This is a genomic window from Chitinophaga sp. W3I9 (genome assembly GCF_050434025.1).
In the GTDB taxonomy this organism is placed as follows: domain Bacteria; phylum Bacteroidota; class Bacteroidia; order Chitinophagales; family Chitinophagaceae; genus Chitinophaga.
On the sequence record NZ_JBNPWC010000001.1, the window covers coordinates 707472 to 733460 of the forward strand.

A 25989-nucleotide genomic window follows, 5' to 3' on the forward strand; every position below is an offset into this window, starting at 1 on the left:
ATGCCTACCCTGTTTATATATATTCTGCAAGCATCCTGTGCAATGACGCTTTTTTATCTCCTGTATATCAGCTGTTTTAAAAAAGAAACATTTTATCGGTATAACAGGATCGTTCTGCTGAGCGCTTTCATATTCTCAGCGATATTGCCGCTGCTTCCCCTCCCTGCATGGCAATGGACGCAAAAATCAACAGAAGCCGCAACACCGGTAAGCGTTTACTTTAGTGATAACGCGCACGCATCTACGCCGGTAACCGGTGTCGCAGTGGAACACCACTGGTGGGACCCGCTGATGCAACACGGTGGTACCATATTGGTAGCAGCATACATAGCAATAGCTGCTTTCCTGCTGTTGCTGCACATACTGCAGCTCTTAAAGATCCGCCGCCTGGTGCGGGCAGGCAATGTATACATGCGTAATAACATACGTTATGTACAGCTTTCCGGAATAACAGCGCCCTTCTCTTTTCTGAGAACCATTTTCTTCGATCCTAACGCCCATGCCCATACGGAATTGCAACATGTTCTCAAACATGAAGAAGCGCATGTACAGCAATACCACTCTGCTGATATGCTGCTATCAGCCCTCTACTGCTGCATTTGCTGGATCAATCCCTTTGCATGGCGTTGTAAAAGAGCGCTGCAGCTGAACCTGGAGTTCCTGGCAGATGAAGCCGTCATCCAAACCACCGACGCCCCGGATGCCTACCAGTACAGTTTACTGAAGATAGGCCTGGCCGGCAGCCGCGTAACCATCGTGAATCATTTCAGTAAATCGTTCATTAAAAACAGAATACTCATGATCAACAAAACCCAATCACCCCGGCTACGTACCTGGCGGTACCTGCTGCTGCTGCCGGTATTTGCACTGGCAGCGGGCCTTCTGGCGGCCACTTCTCCATCATCAAAAAACGACGCGGGCACTAAATACCTGGCCACAGAAAACGACCGGCTCTATGGAGTGGTTACGCCATTAACTTCTGATAAGGACTTCGCGGAGATGAAGGATGCATTGGAAAAAAAAGGTATAACGCTGAACATCCCGACCCTCAAACGTAATAAGAACGGGGAAATCACAGCAATTGATTTCAAACTGGTGTCCGGTACCTGGTCAATGCGGGAAACAATGGAAGTTCCGTTTACACCTTATTTCTTTTATTGTGCTGAGAAGGAAGGCGGAATAGGTCCTTTTCCAATGAAGAATTGCCCCCGGCACCTGCAGGACCTTGCATTGGCAGAAGGTAATGGAGCCACTAAAGGGATTACTACCGACTCCACCTTTTTGAATCGCTTTCCAGGTGGAGAGCACGCATACCGCAAGGTGTTTGCAAAAAATGTCCGCTATCCGAGGGCAAGCCAGCAAAGCAAAACGGCCGGTGTGGTCAGGCTGCAATATAAAATTCAGCCCAACGGTGTCATCAATAATATAGAGTTGCTGGAAACGCCGGATAAAGCACTTGGCGATGAGGTAAAACGTGTTTTAGAACAGCTCCCTACCTTTGCAGCGGATCCTTCGGGGAAAACTGTTACCGTTTCCCTGCGCATATCATTTATGCTGGATAATGGCGCAGGTGGATTTATTAAAGGATCCGACGCAGATAACGCGGATATAATTGTAATGGGATACCTGCCGAAACCGATTTCCTTTATTCAGCCACTGTCTCTTTCTTTTTTCGACGACCCTTCGTCACCTTGTTAAACAGGTTGATACCTAGTTGAACACCTATAAACTCAAGTGCTGTCATTAATGCCCCGGTAGCAAAATTCTTAAATTTACCACTTCCCCAGGCCATCTTAGCCACATTCATGGCTACGTTCAGGGCACCGCTATGTTTTGCGCTACCGGGGATAACAGCATTCAGGGCCATCTTTTTATAGTTGTCCCTGAAAAAATCCACCCTGTTTCCCATTTCATTTTCCAACTGCCTGGACTTCATTTTTAGCCGGGTAATTTCCAGCTCCAGTGATTCGAAGCTGTCTATTTTCTTACTCATGTGTAAACATTTATCATTGTTTATCCTTTCATGGTGTTTTCAGTGGCTTCTTCATCAGGAACATACCCCGGATCTACAGGTTGCTCCGGATGTTCCTTTGCCCGCTGATTGTGAATATGATTGGAATGCTCATCCTGGTCCGTAATTTCATCTACCAGTTCAGTAATCAGCAATTTAGCCAGTGGCCGCTGTATCAGCTGCTTACGGAACAATAAAATAACCAGGAATAACAATATAAATAATCCTGCAGCACAGCTGAAACCAATGGTAAAACTATTGGTCATTTCCCCGATCCAGAAGCCTACTACCATGCCCAGGAACACAATCACAAAAAAGAACAGCAGGAAAGCCATCAAAAGAGAGAAAAACAATCCCAACGCTTTTGACAGCTTTCCTGCTGCCTGGAGCTTAATCAGGTCCAGTCTGGTTTCCAGGTATTCCCTGGCTACTTTTCCCGTTTGGGAAAAATAGTTGCTGAAATTATCTTCCATGCAAATCAATTTATTCAAATGGGGTTATGCCAACTCATTCTCTAACTCATCCTGGAACTGATCTTTCTTCTTTCTCCATTTTTCTTTCAGCTTTTCAGACTGATCTCTTAATTTTTCTACCAGCTCATCTTTTTTATCGGAATTGAGGAAATACCCTACTGCAACGCCCACGGCTGCACCTACAATAAATGAAACCACGGCTTTGGAACTGTTACTCATAACTAAAGGTTTTTAAGATGTTATAAATTAGGTTTTCTTTTTTGGTAACAGAGGTGCAACAAACATTATTCCATAAATGACAATTGAATAAAAAGCTGTGTTAAACCTCCGCCAAATAAGAACAAGCTCTCCGTAATTTTGTTTAGGGTTTATAAAAGTATAACGGTGCGGCCGGTCTGTTTTTTGACATACCGGATAATTACACGATATTATGTACTATGAGCTATCTTGACAACGACCGCCTTAAACAAATTGGCTTTTTACTCCTGATCCTATTTCTTGCTGTGCTCCTGTTTATGGAGATGTTCACCTTTTTTCCCGGCTTCCTGGGGGCTGTTACCCTGTATGTAATCAGCAGGAAATGGATGTTCAAACTGGTAGAACAACGTAAGTGGAGAACAAATCTTGCCGCTGCACTGCTGATGGTACTCTCCTTCCTGGTGATCCTGCTGCCCATAGGCATGCTGATAAACATGCTCGGGGCCAAAGCCGCTTATGCCGCCAACCACTCCACAGAACTCATCAACAGCCTCAAACAAACTAATGCCCGGCTGGAAAATAGCCTGGGATTCGGCCTGCTCACCGCAGAACGGCTGCAGAAAATACAGGAAAATATCACCGCCTTTTTACCCGGGTTCCTGGGCGCTACCTTCAATACGCTTACTACCATTGCCCTGATGTATTTCATGCTGTATTTTATGCTGGTAAACGGCCGGAAAATGGAAGAGAACCTCTATGAGTATATTCCCCTGAAAGATAAAAATGTGGAAAGACTGGGTAAAGAGTTCAACACTTTGGTAATTGCCAATGCCGTAGGTATCCCCCTCATTGCGGTGGTACAGGGTGTCATTTCTCTGATCGGCTATTTAATTTTTGGAATCCCCCAGCCTTTTTTCTGGTTTGTGATCACCTGTTTTACCGCAATGCTGCCGGTGATAGGCGCCGCCGCTGTGTATGTGCCACTGGGAGTTTATTTACTGGCTTCCGGCAGCACCTGGCAGGGCATAGCGGTGCTGGTGTACGGATTCGGCGTGGTGGGCACCTCCGATAACGTTGCGCGGATGTTGCTGGCAAAGAGAATTGCAGACGTCCATCCCCTCATTACTATATTCGGTGTAATCATTGGCGTTAGCCTGTTTGGCTTCATCGGCCTGATTTTCGGCCCGTTACTCATCTCTATGTTTATCCTTTTGCTGGATATTTACGGAAATGAGTTTGTGATAAAAAGAAGGGATATCGCGCAGAAGAAACCGGCCACCGATACAGATGTCCGCGATACGCCCGGAACAAGGTAATCAGCGGTAATAATTATTTTCGGAGATATAATTAATCACATTATCAGGTACCATAAAACGGACAGATTTTCCTTCTTTCAGCCATTTTCGGATATCTGTAGCGGAGATGTCCAGCATAGGCGCATCCAGTATTTCGATCCGGGCGCCAAAGGTGTCTGTTATTTCATGCCCCGGCCGGCGGTAAACATAGATCGGATAATTTTTCACGATCTGTTCGTAATTTTTCCAGCGCGGTAAATTCTGAAAGCTGTCGCTTCCCATAATGATGGCAAATTCCTGTGTTGGAAATTTCTCCTGCAAATACGTGAGCGTGTCCACTGTATAGGACGGCCGGGGTAACGAAAACTCAATGTTGCTGGCCCGCAGCCGCACTTCGTCTTTGATGGCCAGCTCCACCAGGTGAAAGCGATCATGTTCATTCAGCAGGGCCGACTGTGGTTTCAGCGGGTTATGCGGCGAAACCACCAGCCATACTTTATCAAGATCAGTATTGTGCGCTACGTAATTGGCAATGATCAAATGCCCCGTGTGTATAGGATTAAAAGACCCAAAATACAAGCCTATTCTCATGTTTTCATCGTATAAATTGCCAATGGCTACTTCATAATGCGTGTAAAAATAGGTATTTATAGCGGGAACATGGAAATAAGGCTTATTCCAGTGGTTTGAATTGCTCAAACACCTGGCCGCAGTTCTTGCAAAAATGGATCGCACGGCACAACGTAGAGCCGAAAGGAGAACGTAAATAAGTTTGTTCGCTGCCGCAATGCGGGCAGGGAACCTCCATCATAAGTTCTGCGCTTACCTCTCCCGTCAATACTTTGGGAGGGGCTATGCCAAAGGTTTTCAGCTTTTCCTTGGCGGCAGGCGTCATCCGGTTGCTATGCCAGTGCTCCTGTTTGTCCACTTCAACGCTAACGGCTATACCAAGTTCTTTTTCCAGCACTGTTTTAATGTTATGCCGGATATAACTCACCGCCGGGCAGGCCGCAAAAGTGGGAATCATTTTAATATGCACCGCCGAGTCATTCAGATCCACACCGGTGATCATTCCCAGATCCACTACGCTCAATACCGGGATCTCCGGGTCCATCACCGTTTCCAGTGCTGCATATACATCGGCTATCGTAATTGTTTTGGAAGACATCATTTACCAGCTGGCCTCCGTATCCAGGTTAAACACTTCACTCATTTCTCTCAATAAAGGCTGCAGGTGCGGCGTATGAAGTCCATGACGGCCGCCATACACCGGAACAATAGCACTTATCTCCGGCAGGTTCAGGGAGGCCTTTACCAATACCGGGTAAATCCGATCCAGCCAGCGATGGTACAACGCCGTTTCACCAGGATATACCTTGTCTTCAATCAAAGCCTCTTCATATAGCTGCGAGGGTTCAAAAATTCCCGCCGCCAGTGCAATCGTTTGGTCGAGCGCCTGCTGCATACGGTCGTAGCTTTCTTCTCCCGCCCGGCTCAGTTGCATAATCCATGCATTTGCATGCAGCGTATGATATTTCAGCTCCCCCTTTACTTTTTTGCTCAATAGCCGGAAAGGTTCATAACTGCTGTCCTGTAAACTTTCATAACGGACTGATTCGGCCAGGTCAAATAAAAAGTGCCGCATCAGGCTGAAATCATATTCACCATTAGGCATCTCTACCAGGTGCGACGACTTGAATTCTTTCTCCGGACGGAGAAATGCAAATGTATCCGGATCTTTTCCTCCGAGATCTTCATGAAGCATGCGATACAACGCCCATGCATGGCCTATTTTGTCCTGCGCCATGGAAGAAAAAGCAATATCTTCTTCCATCACAGGTCCCAATCCCGTCCACTCAGAATTACGATGTCCCTGAATCAGTTCATCGTCTGCCATTTTTATAATCAGATCTGTTAGTGCTGCGTTGTTCATTTGGATTGTTTGAATTTATTGATCTTCTCCATCACTTTAAAGCCACTGGCATCCCGGTAGGTTTTCTCCATATTGTTGGCAAACATATCTTCATCTTCCACATCAAAGGCCAGGATGTCTGCACTTTTCACGACCCAGAGATTGACACATTTTTTCCGGCGGGCAAATTGCTCTTTCGCAAATACCAGCGCCAGCTGCGGGTCCGGCGCATGTACACAGCCCACGTGCTCATGATGCGCGCCTCTCTTCTCCTGGTGAAATACCTCGTATATGTTCCAGTTCTCTCCCTCCTCCACTTTCACTACTTCCCCGGCCTGGCCCAGTTTCAGCCTGTTTACACGGGGATCTAAAGAATCGTTCGACATGAATATTTGAATAGTTTTAATGATAAAGTCTGATGCTGCTATTTCTGCCGGCACATCCTAGGCCACCGGCAATACCCGTTTTTCTGTTGGTTTCATGAGCGCTTTGCGTACCCAACGGCCCTTTTCTTCTGCCCACTTGCGCACTTGCAGCCGTTCCATATTACAGGGTCCGCCGCCGTTAATCACCCGGAAAAACTCATCCCAGTCGGGGTCCGTATATTGCCAACGGCCTGTCTCCACATTTTTGCGCAGCGCCGGATCCGGCAGGGTGAGCCCCAACTCCCAGATCTTAGGTACATAGGACTCCAGGAATTGATTCCGCATATCATCATTACTCGCCATTTTCACTTTCCATTGCATCAGTTTTTCACTATGACTGGAACTTTTGTCCGGAGGGCCAAAGAAATGCATAATAGGCTGCCACCAGCGGTTAAGGGCATCCTGCAGCATTTCCTTCTGCGCCGGCGTACCCGTTGCCAGTTCAATAAACGCGTCATGGCCCTGTTTGAGATGGAAGCTTTCTTCGTAACAAATACGCTCCAATGCCCTGCAATAGGGACCATACGAACCCTTGGCATTGGCAACCTGGTTTACAATGGCTGCGGCATCAATCAGAAATCCGATAACAGCCACATCTGCCCAGGTCTCGGCCGGATAATTAAATACGTTGGAGTACTTGGATTTACCGCTGAGCAGGTCATTAATCATGGCTTCCCTTGATTTGCCGAGTGTTTCGGCCGCATTGTACAGTAACTGCCCGTGCCCTATTTCATCCTGCACTTTGGCGATTAGCGCCAGTTTGCGCTTGAAGCCCGGCGCCCTCGTAATCCAGGTGCCTTCCGGTAATGCCCCGATAATTTCTGAGTGAGCGTGTTGTTCAATAAGGCGTATTAACTGCCTCCGGTATTCCACCGGCATCCAGTCGCCGGGTTCTATCTTTTCCCCTCTGGCAATACGTTCCTCAAAAGCAGCGAGCTTTTCCGGCTCATCATGCTGCTGTTCTTCCCGCAACTGATTTCTGTTGGGTTCGTCGAAAATATATCCACCGCCGTACATAGTGCGATTGTTTTGGTCGCTAGTAAATTACGGAAAAAAGACCGTTTCAGCAGGAATTGATTGTTAAAACAGCGGTATTCAAATGTTATAGAATCGCCAAATTTTTCCGTCATGAAACAGATAGCCGGCCATTCCCTTAATTTTATTACCTTCTAACCGATAATGCTGTCTGCTGCTACCATACTGAGCTTTTTGCTATTGTTCACCGGACATAAAAATCCACGCCCGGAGGGCCGGCATTATACCGTCATACAGCTGAATTTCGAAGAAAAACAAACGCCCGCACCGCCCGGATCCGATACTATTTATTATGATTTCGAAAGAAAACTGCAATGGGAGGATTTTCAGGCAAAGCCTTCGCCCAACGGCCCCAGTGCTGCAGTTTCCTACACCAGCTTTGCCTATGAGGGCAACAGCAACCTCGTAAATGATACCCTCCGGATCACGCTAAACCTTCAGGTGTTCTTTATAAAAAGCGCGTCGTGGGTAAGGCCGGAAGCAAGGAACAGCTATGCCCTGGCACATGAACAACTTCATTTCGATATTACCCGCCTGGTGGTAGAACGGTTTAAACAGAAGCTCCGCCAAACCGCATTGAACCGCGACGACTACGATAGTATCATACAATATCAGTACCTTCAGTCTTTCCGGGAGATGAACCGCCTCCAGTACCGTTTCGACCAGGAAACCCATCACGGACTGAATGCTGCAGAACAGATCCGCTGGCGGGATAAAGTAAATGTGGGCCTGAAAAACAACGGCGTGCTTCCGGAAGAACTGGGTATTGAAGGCATTAACTTCAGACCCATACAATAACAACCCGTTTTAACGTTTATTCATAGCGGTTATGCAGCATAAAAAAGGATCTATGCAACCAAATAATTTTTACCACTCATTACTCACTGGCTTAGTGCTCATTTTTTTGATGTCTGCCTGTAATAAAAAGGATAGTAATACCCCGCGAAACCGCGGAGGTGATGGCGTAACCGGCTCCGTCAACGACAGCGTCTTTTTCATCGCGAAAGATATATACCTCTGGAACGACGTTTTGCCCGACTCGGCAACGTTCAAACCCAATCAATATGCAAATCCGATCGTGCTGTTTAACGCATTGAGAACCTATAAAAAAGACGCTTCCGGCAATAACCTCGACAGGTACAGCTTTGTAGACAATGGCGGCACCTCCAGGGCCCTGCAGGAAGGGATTGCGGGCGATATGGGCTTTGAAGTAGGCTATCAAACGGACTCCACCTTGTTTGTGGTGTATGTATACCCCGGCTCTCCGGCCGGTAAAGCCGGTATTAAAAGGGGCTGGCAGTTAATTGACGTAAATGGGGTCACCCGCTTCAGGGTAAACGACGGTACTACGGATAATATGCTGAATACTGCCTTCGGCAGTGCCAGTGCCTCCTGGGGTTTCCGTAAACCAGACAACACTACCCAGCAGTTTAATTTAAGCCGTGTAGATTATAAGTTGAATCCTATTCTTTATTCTCACTTATATGACTTTAACGGCAATAAAATCGGCTACTTTGTTTTTAATAACTTCGTAGCATTATCTGACGTAAAAGCGCAGATAGACTCAATTTTTGACGCTTATACAAAGGCAGGAGTAAAGCAGGTGGTTATTGATCTGCGATATAACGGCGGTGGGCTGATTGAAACGGCGGAATATCTTGCCAATATCCTGGTGCCTGCGGCCAAAAGCAACACCACCATGTATTCCCAGTATTTCAATAACAACGTGAATACTAATAATTACGGCCCCTACTTCAAATACATGAAGGCCGTGCCTTATTATCCCAGCGTAAACTGGTCGGATATCTTCTACAGCGAAGCCACTACCTATAAAACAGCGAAGTTCCAGAAAAGCGGCGCACTTGCCTTAAACAAAGTTACATTCCTGGGTACACGTAATACCGTATCTGCCAGTGAACTGCTGTACAATGTGCTGAAACCGGTAATGACCACCAAGCTGGTAGGAAGCAACACTTATGGCAAACCTGTTGGTTTCATTAATATCTCTTTTGGTAAATATGATATGTACGCGGTTAACTTCCAGACAAAAAACTCAGCTAACGAAGGTGATTATTTTAGTGGCCTTCCGGCAGATATAAAAGCAGAGGATGATTTCTCGCTCGACTGGGGCGCCTTCAGCGATCCGTTATTACGTGCGGCACTCATTGATATGGGAGTTGACGCCGGCTCACTGGGACGCGCGGCAAAATTAAACGGAAACAGGCTGGCTGTAACACCCGCCAACAGGCTGGAATCCACTAAATTTAAAGGGATGATACAAACCATCCACCAATAATATTTACTGCCGGTAGTTTCTTTTGCGGAACTACCGGCCTTTATTTTTACATCGTTTTAGCGCCGCTGTATTTGTTCTCCGGCATATCGCTGTCCAGCTTCTTCACCACTTCCAGCACCGCCTGTACTGCCCTGTAATAGAAAGAATGATTAATGCGGGAATATTCATCAGAGAGATGATGGTAATCCGGGTGATCTTCCACGCCAAAGTACAGGAACGGGATCTTTTGTTTAAAGAATTCATACTGATCGCTCTGTTTCGTCCAGTCGTCTGTACCGCTTTCCGGTTTATCATGACCTGCTATCAGTTTCACGCTGCTGCGCGCAGCCACATCATCGGTATACTTCTTCAGATCCGGAAACTGGAATGTGCCACATACATACAGTTCATTTTTGTCGTTATGGGCAATCATATCCATGTTAATATTCTGCCGGATTTGTGTAAGCGGCACCGGGGCCTGTGCTACAAAGGCTTTAGCACCCTGGAGTCCTTCCTCCTCTCCATCAAAAGCGGCGAAAATAAGGGTATAACGGGGCGGGTGCGTTTTAAAATAAGCAGCCATTGCCAGTAATCCGCCTATGCCGGAAGCGTTGTCGTCTGCGCCGTTATACACAGTGTCCGCCCCATTCGTTTTGGAGGTAATACCGAGATGATCATAATGCGCAGAAATAACAATCACTGTATTCAGCTTACCGGGAATATAGCCGTACAGGTTAGTGCCCATGATTTTCTTATCTCCTTCCTGGAAATAGAAGGGATATTCGTAGGTATCGTGATAAGCGGATAACCCAATTTTTTTGAAGCGGTCGAGGATATAGAATTGCGCCATACGGCTGCCGCGGGTACCTGTTTTCCGGCCTTCCATCTTATCTGCGGAAAGCGTTTTCACATCTTTCATCAATTGCATGGAATCAACGGAAGTTTGCGCCATCACAGGCAGCGCAAAAAGCAGGCAAAAGCTGTAACAAAGCCATTTCATAAACATTGCATTTATGGTTAACTATACCTGCAATGTACAAGATATTATTTGAAGATATTAAAGATGATCAAACTGCACACATAGGCCAGTGCTGTCATGTAAACAAGCTGTATCAGCGGGTATTTCCATGATTTGGTTTCACGTTTTACAATGGCCATCGTACTCATACACTGCATGGCAAACGCATAAAAAATCATTAAAGACAACCCCGAGGCCAGCGTGTATACCGGCGCACCATCAGGCCAGGTAGCCGACGACAGTTTTTCCCGGAGGGTAGCGTTATTGTTATCAGGATCTTCTCCCACACTATAGAGGGTAGCCATAGTACCCACAAACACTTCGCGGGCGGCAAAAGAGGTGATCAGTGCAATGCCGATTTTCCAGTCAAATCCCAGCGGACGGATGGCCGGCTCGATGGCATGACCGAGTACCCCTGCATAGGAATTGGATAATTTGGCAGATTGAAATTCCTTATTCAACACCGCTGCTTCGGGAGATTCAGCAGGCACTTTCGCGAGAAGTTGTTCATATTTGGCATGTACCGGTTCCATTCTGCTGGCAGGACCATAAGAAGCCAGGAACCAGAGGATTACAGATATTACCACAATCACCTTACCGGCGTCTTTCACAAATATTTTCGCTTTCTCCACCATGGTGGTTCCCACATTGGCCCAGCGCGGGGAGCGGTAAACTGGTAACTCCATGATGAAGTAACTCTTTTCTTTGATGCGTACAAACAGCTTCATGATAGCCGCAATGAAGATGGCCATGAAGAAGCCCAGCAGGTAAAGCCCCATCATAATAAGTCCCTGCAGGCCAAGAATACCAAAGATCCGCTTGTCGGGGATGATCAGCGCAATCATCATGGTATAAATAGGCAACCTTGCAGAACAACTCATTAAAGGCGTTACCATAATGGTGATAAGCCGTTCCTTTTTATTCTCAATAGTACGGGTGGCCATGATAGCGGGTACTGCACAAGCCACTCCGCTGATCAGCGGCATCACTGACTTTCCGTTTAATCCCACCTGCCGCATCAGGCGATCCGTCAGGAAACTGATACGGGCCATGTAGCCGGTATCTTCTAGTATGGTGATCAGGCCAAACAGGATCATGATCTGGGGAATAAACACGGCAAAACCGCTGATACCAGCCAGGATCCCATTGATGAAGAAGTCGGTAACTTTATTGTCGGGGAGGATATTGCTCAGCCATCCGCTCAGCGCGCCAAAGCCGCCTTCGATCCAGTCCATGGGGTATGAAGCCAGCCAGAAAATGCTTTGGAACAGGAGGAACATCACTACCAGCAGAATTACGTATCCCCAGAAACGGTGCAGCAGGAGGTCGTCTATTTTTTCAGAACGCAATTGCTTCTGCAGCGGATCATTTTCCACTACCGTCGCTTTCATGATATGTTTGATCCGGCTATACCGCTGCATGATCTCTTCGGCCTGGATCTTTGTTTTATTAAACTGGTATGTTTCCAGCGCGCTATGAATCGCCTTTTTCTGTGTAATGTCTATAAAAGGCAGATCGTCTACGTTAACGGCTATATGTAAAGCGCCGTAATCACTTTTCACCGGTACTGTTTTACGTACTTCGTCAATCACGTCTTTAGCCAGCGCGTTGTTATTAATAAAATCCCTGGGAGGAGTGCTGTAATGGGAACGCATCGACAGGTCTATTACTTTCTTGATTTCCGTAACCCCTTTATTTTTTCTTGGATTGATGGCTACTACGGGCACGCCAAGTTCCCTTTCCAGTCCGTCCAGGTCTATCTCCACACCCTTTTTACGGGCAATGTCCATCATGGTGAGGGCTATAATGACCGGGATTTTGAGATCGATGATCTGGGAACAGAATAACAGGTTACGTTTAAGGTTGGAAGCATCCGCTACAATGATCACGAGGCGGGGGGTATCTTCGTTTTGCTGGTTAATCAGCACATCATAGGTAACATATTCATCGGCGCTTTTCGGATACAGGCTATAAGTTCCCGGCAGGTCGATAATATTGGCTGTTACGCCTGATACTATCTGAGCTATCCCGGTTTTTTTATCTACCGTTACGCCCGGAAAATTACCCACCTTCTGGTTTAAGCCGGTGAGCGCATTAAAAAGGGAACTTTTACCACTATTCGGATTACCTACCAGCGCGATGTTTATGGGAGCCTGCATTCCTTATCTTATCCTATTTATTAATATTAATTGCTGAAGATGCAAAGTTAAACATTAATCAGCCGGCGGAATGATCCGATCGGGAAAATCTCAGAATGGTAATTTGCCGGAAAAGATAAAGCGAAAACAGTGGCTTGTTTTCGCTTTATCTTTTTAAAAATTAATTATTTATATAGATTAACTGTGAAACATGTTAATGAGGGAATAAGCCAGGAAAGATACATCGCCTTCGATGGGCTGGTTCTTTTTCACCGCTTTAACTGCATTTTCAGCGGCGGGTCCCTTGTAACGGTAGCCTTCATTGGAAGAGTCGGTATTCGCCTTTTCCGGCACCGGTTTCTTTTCGTTGACGTCGTCGGTACCATCGGGTGTCATTTTCAGGTTCAATGGTCCGGGCTGGTCATTATCGAAATCGTTATCCCAGTCGCCATTGTCGTTACGGTCGTACCGGCTAAAGTCATAGTTACGGTATACTTCGCGATCTATTTCAATATTCTTTCCTACCGGTACTTTAATGGTTACTGTAATACGCTGACCGCGGTACTTGGAGTGCGGCGGCAGGGAAAACCCTTCCGGCAGGTACAATACAGAGTCCTGTTGGTTCAGGTGGAACGCTATATCATGAGCCAGCATTTTTGCCTGTTGAACGGTACGGCCCCTGGAAAAGCGGGATACATCTACCGAGAAACTGTCGGTCAGGCTTTTTTCAACCCTTATCCGGATGTAGTTAATCAATACGGTATCGTCTGCGATCAGTAAGTGATCATCAAAGAAACTGATGTCGTCGCCATTGATTTCAGACAGGATACCAGGCGTTCTTTTCAGTATCAGCTTGCCTTTCGATGGCTGTTGAATGGCTATTGCTTCCGTTTCTGTTGCCGGTCTTCTGAAATCTTTTACAAAGGACGTAGCAATGATGGCGGCGAAAGTCAGTCCAAGTAACCACAGGAAGGTTAAGGTATAACCTGCATAGCGGTTGCCTTCTTTTACGCCGGTGAGTTTACGGATGATGAATATAACCAGTGCAACAATCGGGATGCCTATGAGCAATCCAACTGCAGGCCATAACAATGCGCTTTGCACCGGGGCGCCGAGTAACAGATCCTTGATGGGAAAAAGGGCCGCGGAAGTGGCTGCAATGGCTATTCCTGCCACTATCAGGCAGATCAGCATCACTACAGCGAAGAAGTAAAAGAACCCTTTGGTAACAGCTACCAACACTTTACCTAATCCACTTGCCAGGCTCACAAAAAAGCGTTCGATATCACTACCTACCTGCTTGCCGCGGCCCTGAGAAAAATTTCGGATATCATCTCCTACATTTTTCACCTGGCCTTTCATATGATTTAATTCTTCCTGGATGGTGGACTTGATGGTGTTCAGATCCACCTTCTCTCCTCTCATTTCCAGCTTTTCCGCTGCCGTGTCGGCAGACGGAGTTGCTATCCAGAGGATGAAGTATACAAGGATACCGGTGCCGAAGCCACCAATCGCCAACAGGGCGAATATGATACGGAAGATCACCGGATCGATGTTGAAATAAGCGCCTAGCCCGCTACATACACCACTCAGCACCTTATTTTCCGGATCGCGGTACAGGCGTTTGCGTGGGCGGGGAATATATCCTGCAAACGGATCGTCTTCCTTTGTTTGTTGAGTGCTTTCGCCGGCAGCGTCGTCGAATTGCTCTGGTGTACCCATGGAAGCTTTTACTGCAATTACATCTTCATCAGTAATACAATGAGCGCCTTTTTTCAATTTATCCTGGAATATTTCAGCAATGCGGCTTTCAATGTCAGACACGATTTCATCCCCGCCTTCCTCTTTCGAGAAATATTTTTTCAGGCTCCCGAGATACTGATTTAGTATCTCATACGCGCTATCCTCGATGGGGATAAGGCGGCCTGAAAGGTTTATGTTGATTATCTTTTTCATTACCAGTTGATTTTAGGTTTTAGGTTAGTCTTCCTTTACAGGGGTGTACTATTTTGTGTTAATTGATGCACCGCATTGGCCAGTTCGTTCCAGGTACTTTCCAGTTCTTTATAAAAGGTTTCCCCTTTATCTGTCATGGAAAAATACTTCCGTGGGGGGCCTGAGCTGCTTTCTACCCAGCGGTAAGTGAGTAATTCCGCATTTTTCAATCTTGTTAATAAAGGATAAAGAGTGCCCTCCAGGATATCCAGCTTTGCTTCCTTCATCTTTTCGATGATATCTGAAGGGTAAGCTTCTCCTTTGCTTAATGACGGACAATATGCAAAACTCCAGCACTCCCTTCCTCATCTGCGATTGTGTGTTATCAATGTTCATGGCAAGTGAGCTTTAATGTTTTTTTTCTAATGGTGGTTTCTGATCAGTTATTAAAGTGTTTGATAGCTATTCTTTCAACTTTACGATACAAAAATAGGAAACTTTTACTACTATGCAATACACAATACCATAGAAAGCAAAATAACTTGTTTAGAACGTTACCCGGCAAAGCCTACAAAACTCAATCCAGATGCGGACCTTGTAGAAAAAACGGGTTATAACACTTGTTATAGGATAATGATGACCGGTTTTCAGCCGGGATAAACGGAAAGGAACAGTTGGGGCCGCCTTTTTATGTTAAAATCCTTTAACATTATTTTAATTGGGATTATTTACTATTTATGGTTAACCTCTATTACATTTGCATTAAGCGTATTATACACATGAAGAAATTAATTGGCATATTCCTGCTGGCACTGATGGTGTCACAACTGCTTCCGATCAAGGAAGTAGGGAAGCTGCTGTTTAATAATCAGATTGTGGAAGAACACCCGGTTGATTGTGGTGGCGATCATATAAAGATTGCGAAAGAGCTGAAATTTTGTAAGCAGTTTGACGAGATCCAGTTTAACCCATTGCTCATTCTTGGTATTTTACAATATCATTTAATGGAAGATATTCCCAGCAACCCTGCTCAGGAAATACACGCCCCTCCTCCCAATACGCACATCGCGTAATTTCGTTTTGCAGTTGTCATTACAACAGCTGTTTTTCTATTTTATTTATTACTGATTTTTTCAAACACTGCCCGTGCTATGTGTATCCATTAAGGCGATACCTGTATGTAGCCGTTAACGGGGAGTACTATTATATCATTGTAGCTTCCACGGTTGCAGCATTGGCTGCTATCCGGAAGTGTGATCCCTCAACGGAAAAGCAAATTTTATGAACAAGCAAATATCAATATTCTCCAATATAAAAGGCGATTTTTCAGCCGGCCTTGTTGTTTTCCTCATTGCGGTACCATTGTGCCTGGGAATTGCCCTGGCCTCAGGAGCGCCCTTGTTTGCCGGTATGATTTCCGGTATCATCGGTGGCCTGGTAATCGGCTTTTTAAGCGGCTCGCAATTGAGTGTAAGTGGTCCTGCAGCAGGTCTTACCGCTGTTGTACTGGTGGCTATCACCAAACTTGGCGCCTTCGATGTATTCCTCCTGAGCGTGGTAATAGGCGGCGCCATTCAGCTTATACTGGGATTAATTAAAGCAGGAACGGTAGCCAACTACTTCCCTTCCAATGTAATCACAGGTATGCTTACCGCTATTGGTATCATCATTATCCTGAAACAGTTACCGCACGCATTTGGCTATGATGCCGATTCGGAAGGTGATTTCAACTTTATTCAGGTAGATGGCGAAAATACTTTCAGTGCCCTGCTTTCCACGATTAACCACATTAATCTTGGCGCAACATTGATCACCATTATCTCCATTCTCATTATTCTGTACTGGAGTAAGATCCCGAAGCTCAATGTAGTGCCAGCGCCACTGGTAGCAGTAATTACCGGCATATTGCTGAATACAGCATTTTCCGGCAGTGAGCTGCTGGCACTGGGATCTAATCACCTGGTAACTTTACCGGTAGCCGGTAGTTTTGGTGATTTCGTGAACCAGTTCACGCTCCCGAATTTCAACGCCATCACTAACAAAGATGTTTGGATTACCGGCGCTACTATAGCAATAGTAGCTTCCGTGGAAACCCTGCTGAATGTGGAAGCCACCGAAAAACTGGATCCCCTGAAACGCCATACTTCTCCTAACCGGGAGTTGAAAGCACAAGGTATTGGTAACATGATCAGTGGCTTAATTGGCGGTTTACCAATCACCTCTGTAATTGTACGCTCCAGCGCTAATATCAATGCCGGTGGTAAAACCAAACTGGCAACAATGACGCATGGTGCATTATTACTGGTTTGTACGGCCCTGATCCCTGCATTATTAAATAAAATTCCGCTGGCTACCCTGGCGGCAGTATTGCTGGTAACTGGTTACAAATTGTGCAAAATTTCCATTTTCAAGGAAATGTTCAAAAATGGTAAGTACCAATGGGTGCCTTTTGTTGTAACCGTATTAGCCATCGTGTTTACCGATCTGCTGGTAGGTATTGCATTGGGTATGGTTGTAAGTGTGCTCGCCATTTTACGTGGTAATATGAAAAGCTCTTACTATTTCCGCAAGGAAAAATACCACAGTGGCGACAGCATCCGCCTGGAACTGGCACAGGAAGTTTCTTTCCTGAACAAGGCCAGCATCCTGCTTACGCTGGATCATATGCCTGAAAATATTACACTGGTGATTGATGCACACAAAACTGCTTATATCGATTTTGATGTATTGCAGACCATCCGCGAATTCAAAGACATCAAAGCGCCACAAAAAAATATCAAAGTAATCCTGACGGGATTTAAATCCGTGTACAACATTCAAAATACACCAGACCTTTCTGTTGAAGAACAGTCGAGGCTGAATTCCCCGCAGGTACACACTATTTCTTCCGGTAACCATAAAGAGTTACTGAAAGAGCTGCAGTTAAATTAAAGGCAGGTACCTCTTTAATGTAAAAACGTAACGGAAACCATGCTTACATCCGTTCATTTTTCAATTTCAAAAAATGACAATTATGAAGACACTGAATAAAATATCTCAAGCCAATATATCTCCTAAAAAAGCACTGGAATTGCTGCAGGCCGGTAACACCCGGTTTGTGGAAAACCTTCGCCTGAACCGCAACCTGCTGCAAATGGTGAACGATACTTCCGACGGACAATGGCCCATGGCGGCTATCGTCAGCTGTATGGACTCCCGTACCTCTGCAGAGCTGATCTTTGATCAGGGATTGGGCGACATCTTCAGTATCCGTTTAGCCGGCGCCGTTATTTCCGATAATGTACTGGGCAGCCTCGAATATGCCTGTAAGGTAGCTGGCTCCAAATTCATCGTGGTGTTGGGCCATACAAAATGCGGCGCGATCAAGGGTGCCTGCGATTCCATTGAAATGGGTAACCTCACCGGGCTGTTAAACAAAATAGCCCCGGCTGTATTTGCAGAGAAAACTATTAAACAGGACCGCAACTCCCATAACGGCGAGTTTGTGGAAGCGGTAAACGCGATCCATGTACAACGCTCTGTGCAGGCCATTATGGAACAAAGCAACATTCTCCGTGAAATGATCCAGAAAGGAGAAGTAGGTATTATAGGCGCGATTTACGACGTAGAAACCGGGATCGTAAGCTTTATGGAGCAAACGCTGATCCTGGAAAATAACATACCGGAAGGAGCAACAGCAGTAGCTGTTTAAGCTGTCCGCCTTTTATAGAAGAGAATAAATTTGCTTTTTCATAAAAAGAGGGAGACTCTGATAACACGTTAGATCAATTATTTAAAGGCATTGATCTGGCTGTTATCAGCGGTCTCCTTTTTTTATATCTGTTGCAACCGCGCGGCAGCCTGTTCCAGCGTAGCCTGTTTCTTCGCAAAGCAAAACCGGATGACATGATCATCTTTCCCATCCTGGTAAAACGCAGATACAGGGATCACCGCCACTCCAAATTCTTTGGTCATACGGATCGCAAAATCCTTATCCCCTTCATCTGATATACGGTCGTATTTCATCAGCTGGAAATAGCTTCCCTGGCTGGCCAGCGGGGTAAAACGGGTACCTTTCATTAATTCAAGGAAATAGTCTCTTTTCTGCTGGTAAAACGCCGGCAACTCCAGGTAATGAGATGGCATTTCCAGGAATTTTGCCAGTCCGTACTGCATGGGGGTATTTACAGAAAAACAAAGGTATTGGTGCACCTTCCGGTACTCCTTCATCAGGTGCTCCGGCGCTACACAATAGCCCATTTTCCAGCCGGTATTATGAAACACTTTTCCAAAAGAGAAGGTAACAAAGCTATTCCTGAAAATAGCGGGATAACGCAATACGCTGTGATGCTGTGCGCCGTCGAAAACCAGGTGTTCATATACTTCGTCTGATAATACGATCAGGTTAAACTCATCCACCAGTTTTTCCAGTTCCTGCATATCATTTTCCTGTAAGATGCTCCCTGTTGGATTATGCGGGGTGTTCAGCATAATCATCCTGGTGCGGGGTGTGATTTTACTTCTTACTTCGTCCCAGTTGATCCGGTAGCCCGGAAACGAAAGGGAAATGAGCACGGGCACTCCCCCGTTTACCAATACATTGGGAATATAGCTGTCGTAGGCCGGTTCAAAAATGATCACTTCATCACCCGGATGTATACACGTAGCAATGGCCGTAAAAATAGCATAGGTGCCCCCGGGTGTAATGGTAATTTCCGAATCGGGATGTACCTGCTGCTGGTAAAGACTACTGATTTTTGTGGCAATAGCATTACGCAACTGCGGAAGGCCCGGCATAGGTGCATATTGGTTATGCCCTTGCTGCATGGCTTCATTTACCATAGCTTTCAGTTCATCACTGCAGTCGTAATCGGGAAATCCCTGGGAGAGGTTAATTGCCTGGTGGGAAGCCGCCAGTGCGGACATGACGGTAAATACGGTGGTGCCTACGTTGGGCAGTTTTGAGATCATTGCCGGATTTTTTGATATTGAAATTCAGACATCTGCTGGTGAGAAAGTCTTTTCAGCCACTAAATATCTGAATTTCAATATCAAAAATCACAAAAATATTTACAGGAACTTCTCGCCTTTGTTGCGCTTGATTTCCCCTACATATTCTTTGATCTGTTGTTCATTTTCTTTTTTGCAGATGAGCAGTACATCGTTTGTATCGATTACGATGAACTCATCCAGGCCCTGTAACAGCACCAGTTTATCGTTAGGTACTTTCACCATGCATTTGGTCGCGTCTATCACCACCACGTTTTTACCCTGTACTGCATTGCCGAGGTAATCCTTTTCGAGGTTCTCATAGGCGGAAGCCCAGGTACCCAGATCACTCCATCCGAAATTGGCGGGGATCACATATACGTTGCTGGCTTTTTCCATGATACCGTAATCGATAGAGATATTGGTACACTGCGGATATACTTTCTCCATTACCTCTTTTTCCTGGGGGGTATTGAGTGCGGGTGTAGCCTGTTCAAACAGTTCATCTATCTCCGGAAGATATTGTTTAAAAGCTGCCAGGATCGTTTTTACATTCCATACAAAGATGCCGGCGTTCCAGAGGAAATCACCGCTTTGCAGGAACGTTTTGGCCAGTTCCAGGTTGGGCTTTTCTGTGAAGGTTTTCACCTGGTATACGTTATCCGCCACGTGTTGTGGTTCAAACTGGATATAGCCGTAACCGGTATCCGGGCGGGTAGGTTTGATTCCCAGTGTAACCAGGGCGCTGTTTTTCTGCACAAACAGCAGTGCATTTAAACAGGAATTGGTAAACGCCGGTCCATCCATGATCAGGTGATCTGCCGGGGCACAAATAATGTTGGCCAACGGGTCCTGTTTATGGATTTTATGGGAAATGTAAGCAACACAGGGAGCTGTATTTTTACGGGATGGTTCGCTCACAATATTGGCTGTGGGCAATTCCGGCAACTGATCACTCACCTTGCTGTTATATTGATGGTGGGTTACCACGAATATATTTTCCTTTGGGATGAACTGCGCGAAGCGTTCATAAGTCCATTGGAGCAGGGTTTTTCCTGTATTCAGGATATCCAGGAACTGCTTGGGATTGTCTGTGCGGCTATGGGGCCAGAACCGGCTGCCTATTCCCCCTGCCATTATTGCCACGTAAAAATGGCTGTTCAGCTGTGTCATTTCTAAATAATTCCTTCTCTGATTAAATCATGTAAGTGAATAATACCTTGATACCGTTCACCGTCCATTACCAGCAGTTGGGTAATATCGTGCTGGCGCATCATCTCTAAAGCGTTGATGGCCAGTTGATCCTGCTGGATCATTTTCGGGTGAAGCGACATTATATCTTTTGCCGTTACAGCTGCTGTAGGAACATCTTTCTCCAGCATTCTGCGCAGGTCGCCATCTGTAATGATACCCTGAAGTAATCCATTTTCATCCACTACGGCAGTAACACCCAGCATTTTGGATGAAATTTCCACAATCACCTCTCTCAATGAGCTGTTTGCTGATACCTGCGGGGCTTTGTGCTGTTTGCTGAGATCCCCGACCTTAAGGTACAATTTCTTTCCTAAAGCGCCTCCGGGATGGAACTTGGCAAAATCTGCAGCAGTAAATCCGTGCCATTCTATCAGGCAAACGGCCAGGGCGTCTCCCATCACCAGCTGTGCCGCCGTACTGGTAGTGGGCGCCAGGTTATTTGGGCAGGCTTCCTTACTAACCGTGGTATTAAGTACAAAATCGGCTTCCTGGGCTAAAAACGAGCTGGTATTCCCCACCATGGCAATTAAAGTGTTGCCAAAGTTCTTCACCAGGGGAACAAGCACCTTTATTTCGGCGGAAGTACCGCTTTTGGAGATGCACATTACCACATCTTCCTCGCGGATCATGCCCAGATCTCCGTGGATGGCATCTGCTGCATGCATGAAAAGGGCCGGCGTACCGGTAGAATTAAATGTAGCCACTATTTTCTGGGCAATAATGGCGCTTTTACCAATGCCTGTCACCACCAGTCTCCCCTGGCATTGAGCGATCTTTTCAACAACTCTTTCAAAATCTGCATCTATAAAATGCTGCAAATCATTAATAGCTGATGCCTCCATCGCAATTGTGCGCCTGGCTACCTGTCCTATATTGATAGTTTGATTCCTTTTCATGTCGATTTACAAATTTATCATTTTTTAACCAGCACTGGAGCGGTCAAGTAATTTATATTGATACTCCGCGCTTTTTTAAGTAACTTCGTGTCCCCTAAAAAACATATAAATATATTTCGTCATTTGTTGGTTCTTTAGAGTTAAAATTTGAATGCAATGGCTGTTGTTAAGGAACGTTTGATGGATGCATTACGCGAACACTTCGGGTTCGATTCCTTTAAGGGAAATCAGGAAAAAATTATAAATAGCATCCTCTCAGGCAAAGATACTTTTGTGATAATGCCAACCGGCGGAGGTAAATCATTATGCTATCAACTACCGGCGCTGATGAGGCCGGGTTGTGCGCTAATCGTTTCACCCCTTATTGCGCTGATGAAAAACCAGGTAGACCTGGTTAGAGGCTATAGCAGTAAGGACAATGTGGCACATTTTCTAAACTCCACCTTATCTAAGGCGCAGATCAAGAAAGTGCGGGCCGACCTGACGGCGGGAAAAACCAAGCTGCTCTATGTAGCTCCGGAAACCCTCACCAAACAGGAAAACCTCGATTTCTTCAAGGAATTGGAAATCTCTTTTATCGCAGTAGATGAGGCACACTGTATTTCTGAATGGGGACATGACTTCCGGCCGGAATACCGCCGCCTGAAGGAAATGATCGACCAGATCAGCGATAACCTGCCCATTATTGCCCTGACCGCTACTGCTACCCCGAAGGTGCAAAGCGACATCGTAAAGAACCTGTGTCTGAACAAGGCCAATATCTTTATTTCTTCCTTTAACCGCCCAAACCTGTATTACGAAATCAGGCCCAAACGCAAAAAGGATCAAACCATCAAGGATATTGTTAAGTTCATTCATCAGCATAAAGGCAAAAGCGGTATCATTTACACGCTGAACCGTAAAACCACCGAGGAACTGGCGGATATGCTGGTAGCCAACGGCGTTAAAGCGGTAGCCTACCATGCCGGCCTGGACCCTACTACCCGGGCACAACGCCAGGATATGTTCCTGCATGAAGATACTGAGGTAATTGTAGCCACCATTGCATTCGGAATGGGAATCGACAAGCCCGACGTACGGTTCGTGATCCACTACAACATTCCTAAAAGCCTGGAAAACTACTACCAGGAAACCGGCCGTGCCGGCAGGGACGGACTGGAAGGACATTGTATCTGCTACTACTCCCATAAGGATGTGCAGAAACTCGAACACCTTATGCGCGATAAGTCGCTCAGCGAACGTGAAATGGGCGCACAGCTCATTAACGAAACCGTTGCATACGCCGAAAGCGCCGTATGCCGCCGCCGGGTTATCCTTCACTACTTCGGAGAACATTACGAAACGGAGAATTGCGGCCAGTGCGATAACTGCCGTAACCCGAAAGAAAAAATAGAAGTCAGAAACCGCGTGGTGATCATGCTGAAAGCCATCCGCTCCCTCGAAGAGCGCTTTGGCAGCGAATATGTGATCAATATCATCACCGGGAAAACCAGCCCCCAGATCAGCACCTACCGTCATGATAAACTGGAGGTGTTTGGAGAAGGAAAAGAATTTGACGCGCACTTCTGGAACTCCCTGATGCGCCAGATGATGCTGGAAGGACTGATAGAAAAAGATATTGAGGAATACGGCCTGCTTAAAGTAACCGATAAGGGCGCCAAATTCCTCAAAAAGCCCTACTCCATCATGGTTGCACTGAATCACCAGTTTGATGAAGACACCCTGGATGAGGAAGAGGAAGCCGCCGCGGAAGCACAGGCATCTGCAGACCCCGCATTGTTTGAAATGCTGAAGGAACTGCGCAAGAAAGTATCCAAGGAAAAGAACCTTCCCCCATTTGTTATCTTCCTGGAAACTTCCCTGGAAGATATGGCCACCCAATACCCTACTACCGTTCAGGAACTGGAAAAAATCCAGGGCGTGAGCAAAGGGAAAGCTGTTCGCTACGGCAAACAGTTCCTGGATGTAATCACCAAATACGTAGAGGAAAATAATATCACCAAGCCGGACGATTTCGTTATGAAAAGCGTGGTGAATAAAAGCGGGATGAAAGTATTTATTATCCAGAATATCGATAAGAAAATACCGCTCGAAACCATTGCTAAAAATAAGGAACTCTCCCTCTCCCAGTTACTCGACGAAATGGAAACCATTGTTGCCAGTGGTACCAAACTGAACATCGATTACTGCCTGGATGAAGAACTGGATGATTATGCACAGGATGAAATCATGGAGTATTTCAAAGGCTGCGAAACTTCCAGTCTCGCCCTGGCCAGGGAAGAACTGATTGAAAATGATTATTCGCTGGAGCAACTGAAGCTGATGCGTATAAAATTCCTGGTGGTATACGGCAACTAGTCCGGCTATAAGTACAACAGATGAGCATTAAACAAATACAGGAAACGATTGCTTCCGGGAGGGAGAAAGTAGTATCACACCCGTTATACGCGGAGCTGCAAACATTGGATGATGTTCGCACTTTTATGCAGTATCATGTATATGCTGTATGGGACTTCATGTCTTTATTGAAAGGACTGCAGCAACAACTCACCTGTGTAAGCGTGCCCTGGGTACCCGTGGGCAATGCCGCTACCCGTTACCTGATCAATGAAATTGTTACCGGGGAAGAAAGCGACGTAGATAAAGAAGGTAACCGCTGCAGCCATTTTGAACTGTATGAACGCGCCATGCAACAGGCTGGCGCCGATACCAGCCCGATAGAGGCGATTATAGCTGATATAAAGGCTGGAAAGCCTATTGAAAGGATGCTGGCCACCGCCGACCTTCCTGAGGCCATAAAGGGTTTTCTTAGCTTTACATTTGAAGTGATTGCTACCGGTAAGGCACATATTATGGCAGCGGTGTTCACCTTTGGCAGGGAAGACCTGATTCCCGACATGTTCCTCGCACTGGTAAAAGACCTCGATCAGAAGTTTCCGGGCAAGCTGGATACCTTCATTTATTACCTGGAAAGACACATAGAAGTAGACGGTGACCACCATAGTCAACTGGCCATGCAAATGGTCAATGAATTATGTGGCACGGACAAAAATAAATGGGATGAAGCTGCTGAATACGCCCGCCAGTCGCTGTATTGGCGGCATGAACTTTGGAGCAGTATTCTCAGTGAAAAAGTGATTTCGTAAAATTTTCTCAAAAAAATTTTGCAATTCGAAAGAATGTATTACTTTTGCAATCCCCTCACGAGAGAGGGCAATAAAAAACGGATGGTGCGGTAGCTCAGTTGGTAGAGCAAAGGACTGAAAATCCTTGTGTCGCCGGTTCGATCCCGGCTCACACCACAGAAACGGGAACATTACTGTAAAAAGTATTGTTCCCGTTTTTTATTTCCCCTAAAACCCGGACCAGGCCCGTCATTAACGGAATACTTCATTCACCCGTGGGTTCGACACTGTTCATTTTCCTATTATATAGAATTGGGTTAAAAAAAATTAAACCTTATTGGTTTTGCTATCTACTAATAAGTCTGGCAGACTTTTTTTACGACTTTTAAATAATGGAACATTGGATGTATTATTTGCTGAAAGTTTAAAAGAAATCAGCCGGCGAAACAAGAGAAAGTCGCTTATTTATTTCCCGGAGATTAAAATAGGATGCGTTCCAGGTTTCTTTGGAATCTAAGCCAATCCAATCAATAAACTCCTTTTTTTCCTTTTTTGTACCAGAGGCAAAACATTGCAGCATGGCTGCATAACCATATATTCCTCCCACATCTTCAGGCGGGCATTCATTTTCCCCGTCTATACAAACAGCGCAATAAAGTTCTCTACTTATAATAGATTCTAATTTGATCTGGTGTACCCAGTTATCACCAAAATCATAAGTATACACATATTCATTTCCTTTCTTTTTAAAAATAGTTTTGATTAAAACAGATCTTGCATCGTGCAGAAGGATACCTGATTCTTCATATGGAATGCCTATTCCTTCGTCATCCATCATTCCTGATTTATTAAACCGGAAAAGATGACCATTCTCCTAACCGAAAGCTGCCTGGATGGTCATGTGTAAGTTGTAAAATGAATAATCTTCCGGCACTATAATACTGCGCCATATTAATGGAGAAGAATCTTTCAGGCTTATATGTAACTGGAACGCTTTACTTTTCATAGTGTAAGCAATTATAAACGGTAGA

At 45.7% G+C, this 25989-nt stretch carries 24 protein-coding genes, 1 tRNA gene and 1 pseudogene; 10 read left to right on the forward strand and 16 right to left on the reverse strand.

From position 1 onward, the window contains the following. Nucleotides 1-1698: a TonB family protein gene (locus QFZ51_RS03155; RefSeq protein WP_429043051.1), complete on the forward strand. Its 1698-nt coding sequence runs from the start codon at nucleotides 1-3 to the stop codon at nucleotides 1696-1698. On the opposite strand, the gene QFZ51_RS03160 is transcribed toward QFZ51_RS03155, so the two are convergent. From QFZ51_RS03160 to QFZ51_RS03170, 3 genes are read right to left on the reverse strand one after another with little or no spacing between them, the layout of a single operon-like run. Next, nucleotides 1646-1993: a hypothetical protein gene (locus tag QFZ51_RS03160; RefSeq protein ID WP_429043052.1), complete on the reverse strand. Its 348-nt coding sequence runs from the start codon at nucleotides 1991-1993 to the stop codon at nucleotides 1646-1648. The two genes, QFZ51_RS03155 and QFZ51_RS03160, sit on opposite strands and share 53 nt — an antisense overlap. Nucleotides 1994-2013: 20 nt before the next feature. After that, nucleotides 2014-2484 carry a hypothetical protein gene (locus QFZ51_RS03165; protein ID WP_370908838.1) on the reverse strand — a complete coding sequence of 157 codons (471 nt, stop codon included), beginning with the start codon at nucleotides 2482-2484 and terminating at the stop codon, nucleotides 2014-2016. Nucleotides 2485-2508: 24 nt separating this feature from the next. Next, entirely contained in the window at nucleotides 2509-2703 is a 195-nt protein-coding gene (locus QFZ51_RS03170; RefSeq protein ID WP_291916028.1) for a YtxH domain-containing protein, read from the reverse strand. A gap of 218 nt (nucleotides 2704-2921) precedes the next feature. Here QFZ51_RS03170 and QFZ51_RS03175 point away from each other — a divergent pair, with 218 nt between their 5' ends. Next, entirely contained in the window at nucleotides 2922-3998 is a 1077-nt protein-coding gene (locus QFZ51_RS03175) for an AI-2E family transporter (protein ID WP_370908839.1), read from the forward strand. Here the strand turns inward: QFZ51_RS03175 and nadD are convergent, their stop codons facing one another. The 5 genes from nadD to paaA are packed head-to-tail and all read right to left on the reverse strand — an operon-like array spanning nucleotide 3999 to nucleotide 7331. After that, entirely contained in the window at nucleotides 3999-4676 is a 678-nt protein-coding gene (gene nadD / locus QFZ51_RS03180; RefSeq protein WP_370908840.1) for a nicotinate (nicotinamide) nucleotide adenylyltransferase, read from the reverse strand. It lies immediately after the preceding gene. After that, nucleotides 4651-5145 (reverse strand): 1,2-phenylacetyl-CoA epoxidase subunit PaaD, encoded by a 495-nt coding sequence (paaD, locus tag QFZ51_RS03185; protein ID WP_429043057.1) that lies wholly within the window; start codon nucleotides 5143-5145, stop codon nucleotides 4651-4653. The genes nadD and paaD overlap by 26 nt, the downstream gene beginning before the upstream one ends. Nucleotides 5146-5148: 3 nt before the next feature. Then, nucleotides 5149-5910, reverse strand: a complete 762-nt coding sequence (gene paaC / locus QFZ51_RS03190) for a 1,2-phenylacetyl-CoA epoxidase subunit PaaC (RefSeq protein ID WP_429043060.1) — start codon at nucleotides 5908-5910, stop codon at nucleotides 5149-5151. Then, on the reverse strand, nucleotides 5907-6275 hold the full coding sequence (locus QFZ51_RS03195; protein ID WP_429043062.1) for a hypothetical protein: 369 nt from the start codon (nucleotides 6273-6275) through the stop codon (nucleotides 5907-5909). Before QFZ51_RS03195 ends, paaC begins: the two co-directional genes overlap by 4 nt. Nucleotides 6276-6332: 57 nt before the next feature. Then, entirely contained in the window at nucleotides 6333-7331 is a 999-nt protein-coding gene (gene paaA, locus QFZ51_RS03200; protein WP_429043065.1) for a 1,2-phenylacetyl-CoA epoxidase subunit PaaA, read from the reverse strand. Nucleotides 7332-7493: 162 nt separating this feature from the next. Between paaA and QFZ51_RS03205 the strand changes: the two genes are divergently transcribed. Beyond that, complete coding sequence (locus QFZ51_RS03205; protein ID WP_429043068.1) at nucleotides 7494-8147, forward strand: hypothetical protein; 654 nt, start codon at nucleotides 7494-7496, stop codon at nucleotides 8145-8147. 52 nt (nucleotides 8148-8199) lie between these two features. Beyond that, nucleotides 8200-9645, forward strand: coding sequence for a S41 family peptidase (locus QFZ51_RS03210; RefSeq protein ID WP_429043069.1), 1446 nt, complete (start codon nucleotides 8200-8202; stop codon nucleotides 9643-9645). Between the two features lie 46 nt (nucleotides 9646-9691). Here QFZ51_RS03210 and QFZ51_RS03215 read toward each other — a convergent pair whose 3' ends face one another. The 4 genes from QFZ51_RS03215 to QFZ51_RS03230 form a co-directional block, all read right to left on the reverse strand. Continuing rightward, complete coding sequence (locus tag QFZ51_RS03215) at nucleotides 9692-10624, reverse strand: M28 family peptidase (protein WP_429043072.1); 933 nt, start codon at nucleotides 10622-10624, stop codon at nucleotides 9692-9694. Between the two features lie 44 nt (nucleotides 10625-10668). Next, nucleotides 10669-12801 (reverse strand): ferrous iron transport protein B, encoded by a 2133-nt coding sequence (feoB, locus tag QFZ51_RS03220; protein ID WP_429043075.1) that lies wholly within the window; start codon nucleotides 12799-12801, stop codon nucleotides 10669-10671. A gap of 177 nt (nucleotides 12802-12978) precedes the next feature. Then, nucleotides 12979-14736, reverse strand: coding sequence for a PspC domain-containing protein (locus QFZ51_RS03225; protein ID WP_429043078.1), 1758 nt, complete (start codon nucleotides 14734-14736; stop codon nucleotides 12979-12981). A 35-nt stretch (nucleotides 14737-14771) separates the two neighbouring features. Next, the gene (locus QFZ51_RS03230; RefSeq protein WP_429043081.1) at nucleotides 14772-15002 is read right to left on the reverse strand and encodes a PadR family transcriptional regulator; all 231 of its coding nucleotides are present in this window, start codon (nucleotides 15000-15002) and stop codon (nucleotides 14772-14774) included. Nucleotides 15003-15494: 492 nt separating this feature from the next. Between QFZ51_RS03230 and QFZ51_RS03235 the strand changes: the two genes are divergently transcribed. The 3 genes from QFZ51_RS03235 (at nucleotide 15495) to QFZ51_RS03245 (ending at nucleotide 18406) form a co-directional block, all read left to right on the forward strand. Beyond that, entirely contained in the window at nucleotides 15495-15788 is a 294-nt protein-coding gene (locus tag QFZ51_RS03235; protein ID WP_370908849.1) for a hypothetical protein, read from the forward strand. A 208-nt stretch (nucleotides 15789-15996) separates the two neighbouring features. Continuing rightward, the gene (locus tag QFZ51_RS03240) at nucleotides 15997-17646 is read left to right on the forward strand and encodes a SulP family inorganic anion transporter (protein WP_429043083.1); all 1650 of its coding nucleotides are present in this window, start codon (nucleotides 15997-15999) and stop codon (nucleotides 17644-17646) included. Between the two features lie 82 nt (nucleotides 17647-17728). Beyond that, complete coding sequence (locus QFZ51_RS03245) at nucleotides 17729-18406, forward strand: carbonic anhydrase family protein (RefSeq protein ID WP_429043085.1); 678 nt, start codon at nucleotides 17729-17731, stop codon at nucleotides 18404-18406. A 122-nt stretch (nucleotides 18407-18528) separates the two neighbouring features. Here the strand turns inward: QFZ51_RS03245 and QFZ51_RS03250 are convergent, their stop codons facing one another. The 3 genes from QFZ51_RS03250 to QFZ51_RS03260 all read right to left on the reverse strand — a co-directional run bounded on the left by QFZ51_RS03250 (nucleotide 18529) and on the right by QFZ51_RS03260 (nucleotide 21833). After that, nucleotides 18529-19665, reverse strand: coding sequence for a methionine aminotransferase (locus QFZ51_RS03250; protein WP_429043087.1), 1137 nt, complete (start codon nucleotides 19663-19665; stop codon nucleotides 18529-18531). A 99-nt stretch (nucleotides 19666-19764) separates the two neighbouring features. Then, nucleotides 19765-20856 carry a mannose-1-phosphate guanylyltransferase gene (locus QFZ51_RS03255; RefSeq protein WP_370908853.1) on the reverse strand — a complete coding sequence of 364 codons (1092 nt, stop codon included), beginning with the start codon at nucleotides 20854-20856 and terminating at the stop codon, nucleotides 19765-19767. 2 nt (nucleotides 20857-20858) lie between these two features. Then, nucleotides 20859-21833, reverse strand: a complete 975-nt coding sequence (locus tag QFZ51_RS03260; protein WP_429043091.1) for a KpsF/GutQ family sugar-phosphate isomerase — start codon at nucleotides 21831-21833, stop codon at nucleotides 20859-20861. A gap of 156 nt (nucleotides 21834-21989) precedes the next feature. On the opposite strand from QFZ51_RS03260, the gene recQ reads away from it, so the two are divergent. The 3 genes from recQ (at nucleotide 21990) to QFZ51_RS03275 (ending at nucleotide 25135) form a co-directional block, all read left to right on the forward strand. Continuing rightward, the gene (gene recQ / locus QFZ51_RS03265) at nucleotides 21990-24191 is read left to right on the forward strand and encodes a DNA helicase RecQ (RefSeq protein WP_370908855.1); all 2202 of its coding nucleotides are present in this window, start codon (nucleotides 21990-21992) and stop codon (nucleotides 24189-24191) included. Between the two features lie 20 nt (nucleotides 24192-24211). Continuing rightward, nucleotides 24212-24979, forward strand: coding sequence for a DUF3050 domain-containing protein (locus QFZ51_RS03270; protein WP_429043095.1), 768 nt, complete (start codon nucleotides 24212-24214; stop codon nucleotides 24977-24979). 83 nt (nucleotides 24980-25062) lie between these two features. Next, a tRNA-Phe gene (locus tag QFZ51_RS03275) sits at nucleotides 25063-25135 on the forward strand. A gap of 247 nt (nucleotides 25136-25382) precedes the next feature. Here the strand turns inward: QFZ51_RS03275 and QFZ51_RS03280 are convergent. Beyond that, nucleotides 25383-25964: pseudogene (locus QFZ51_RS03280) on the reverse strand (plasmid pRiA4b ORF-3 family protein). Nucleotides 25965-25989 lie beyond the last annotated feature (25 nt).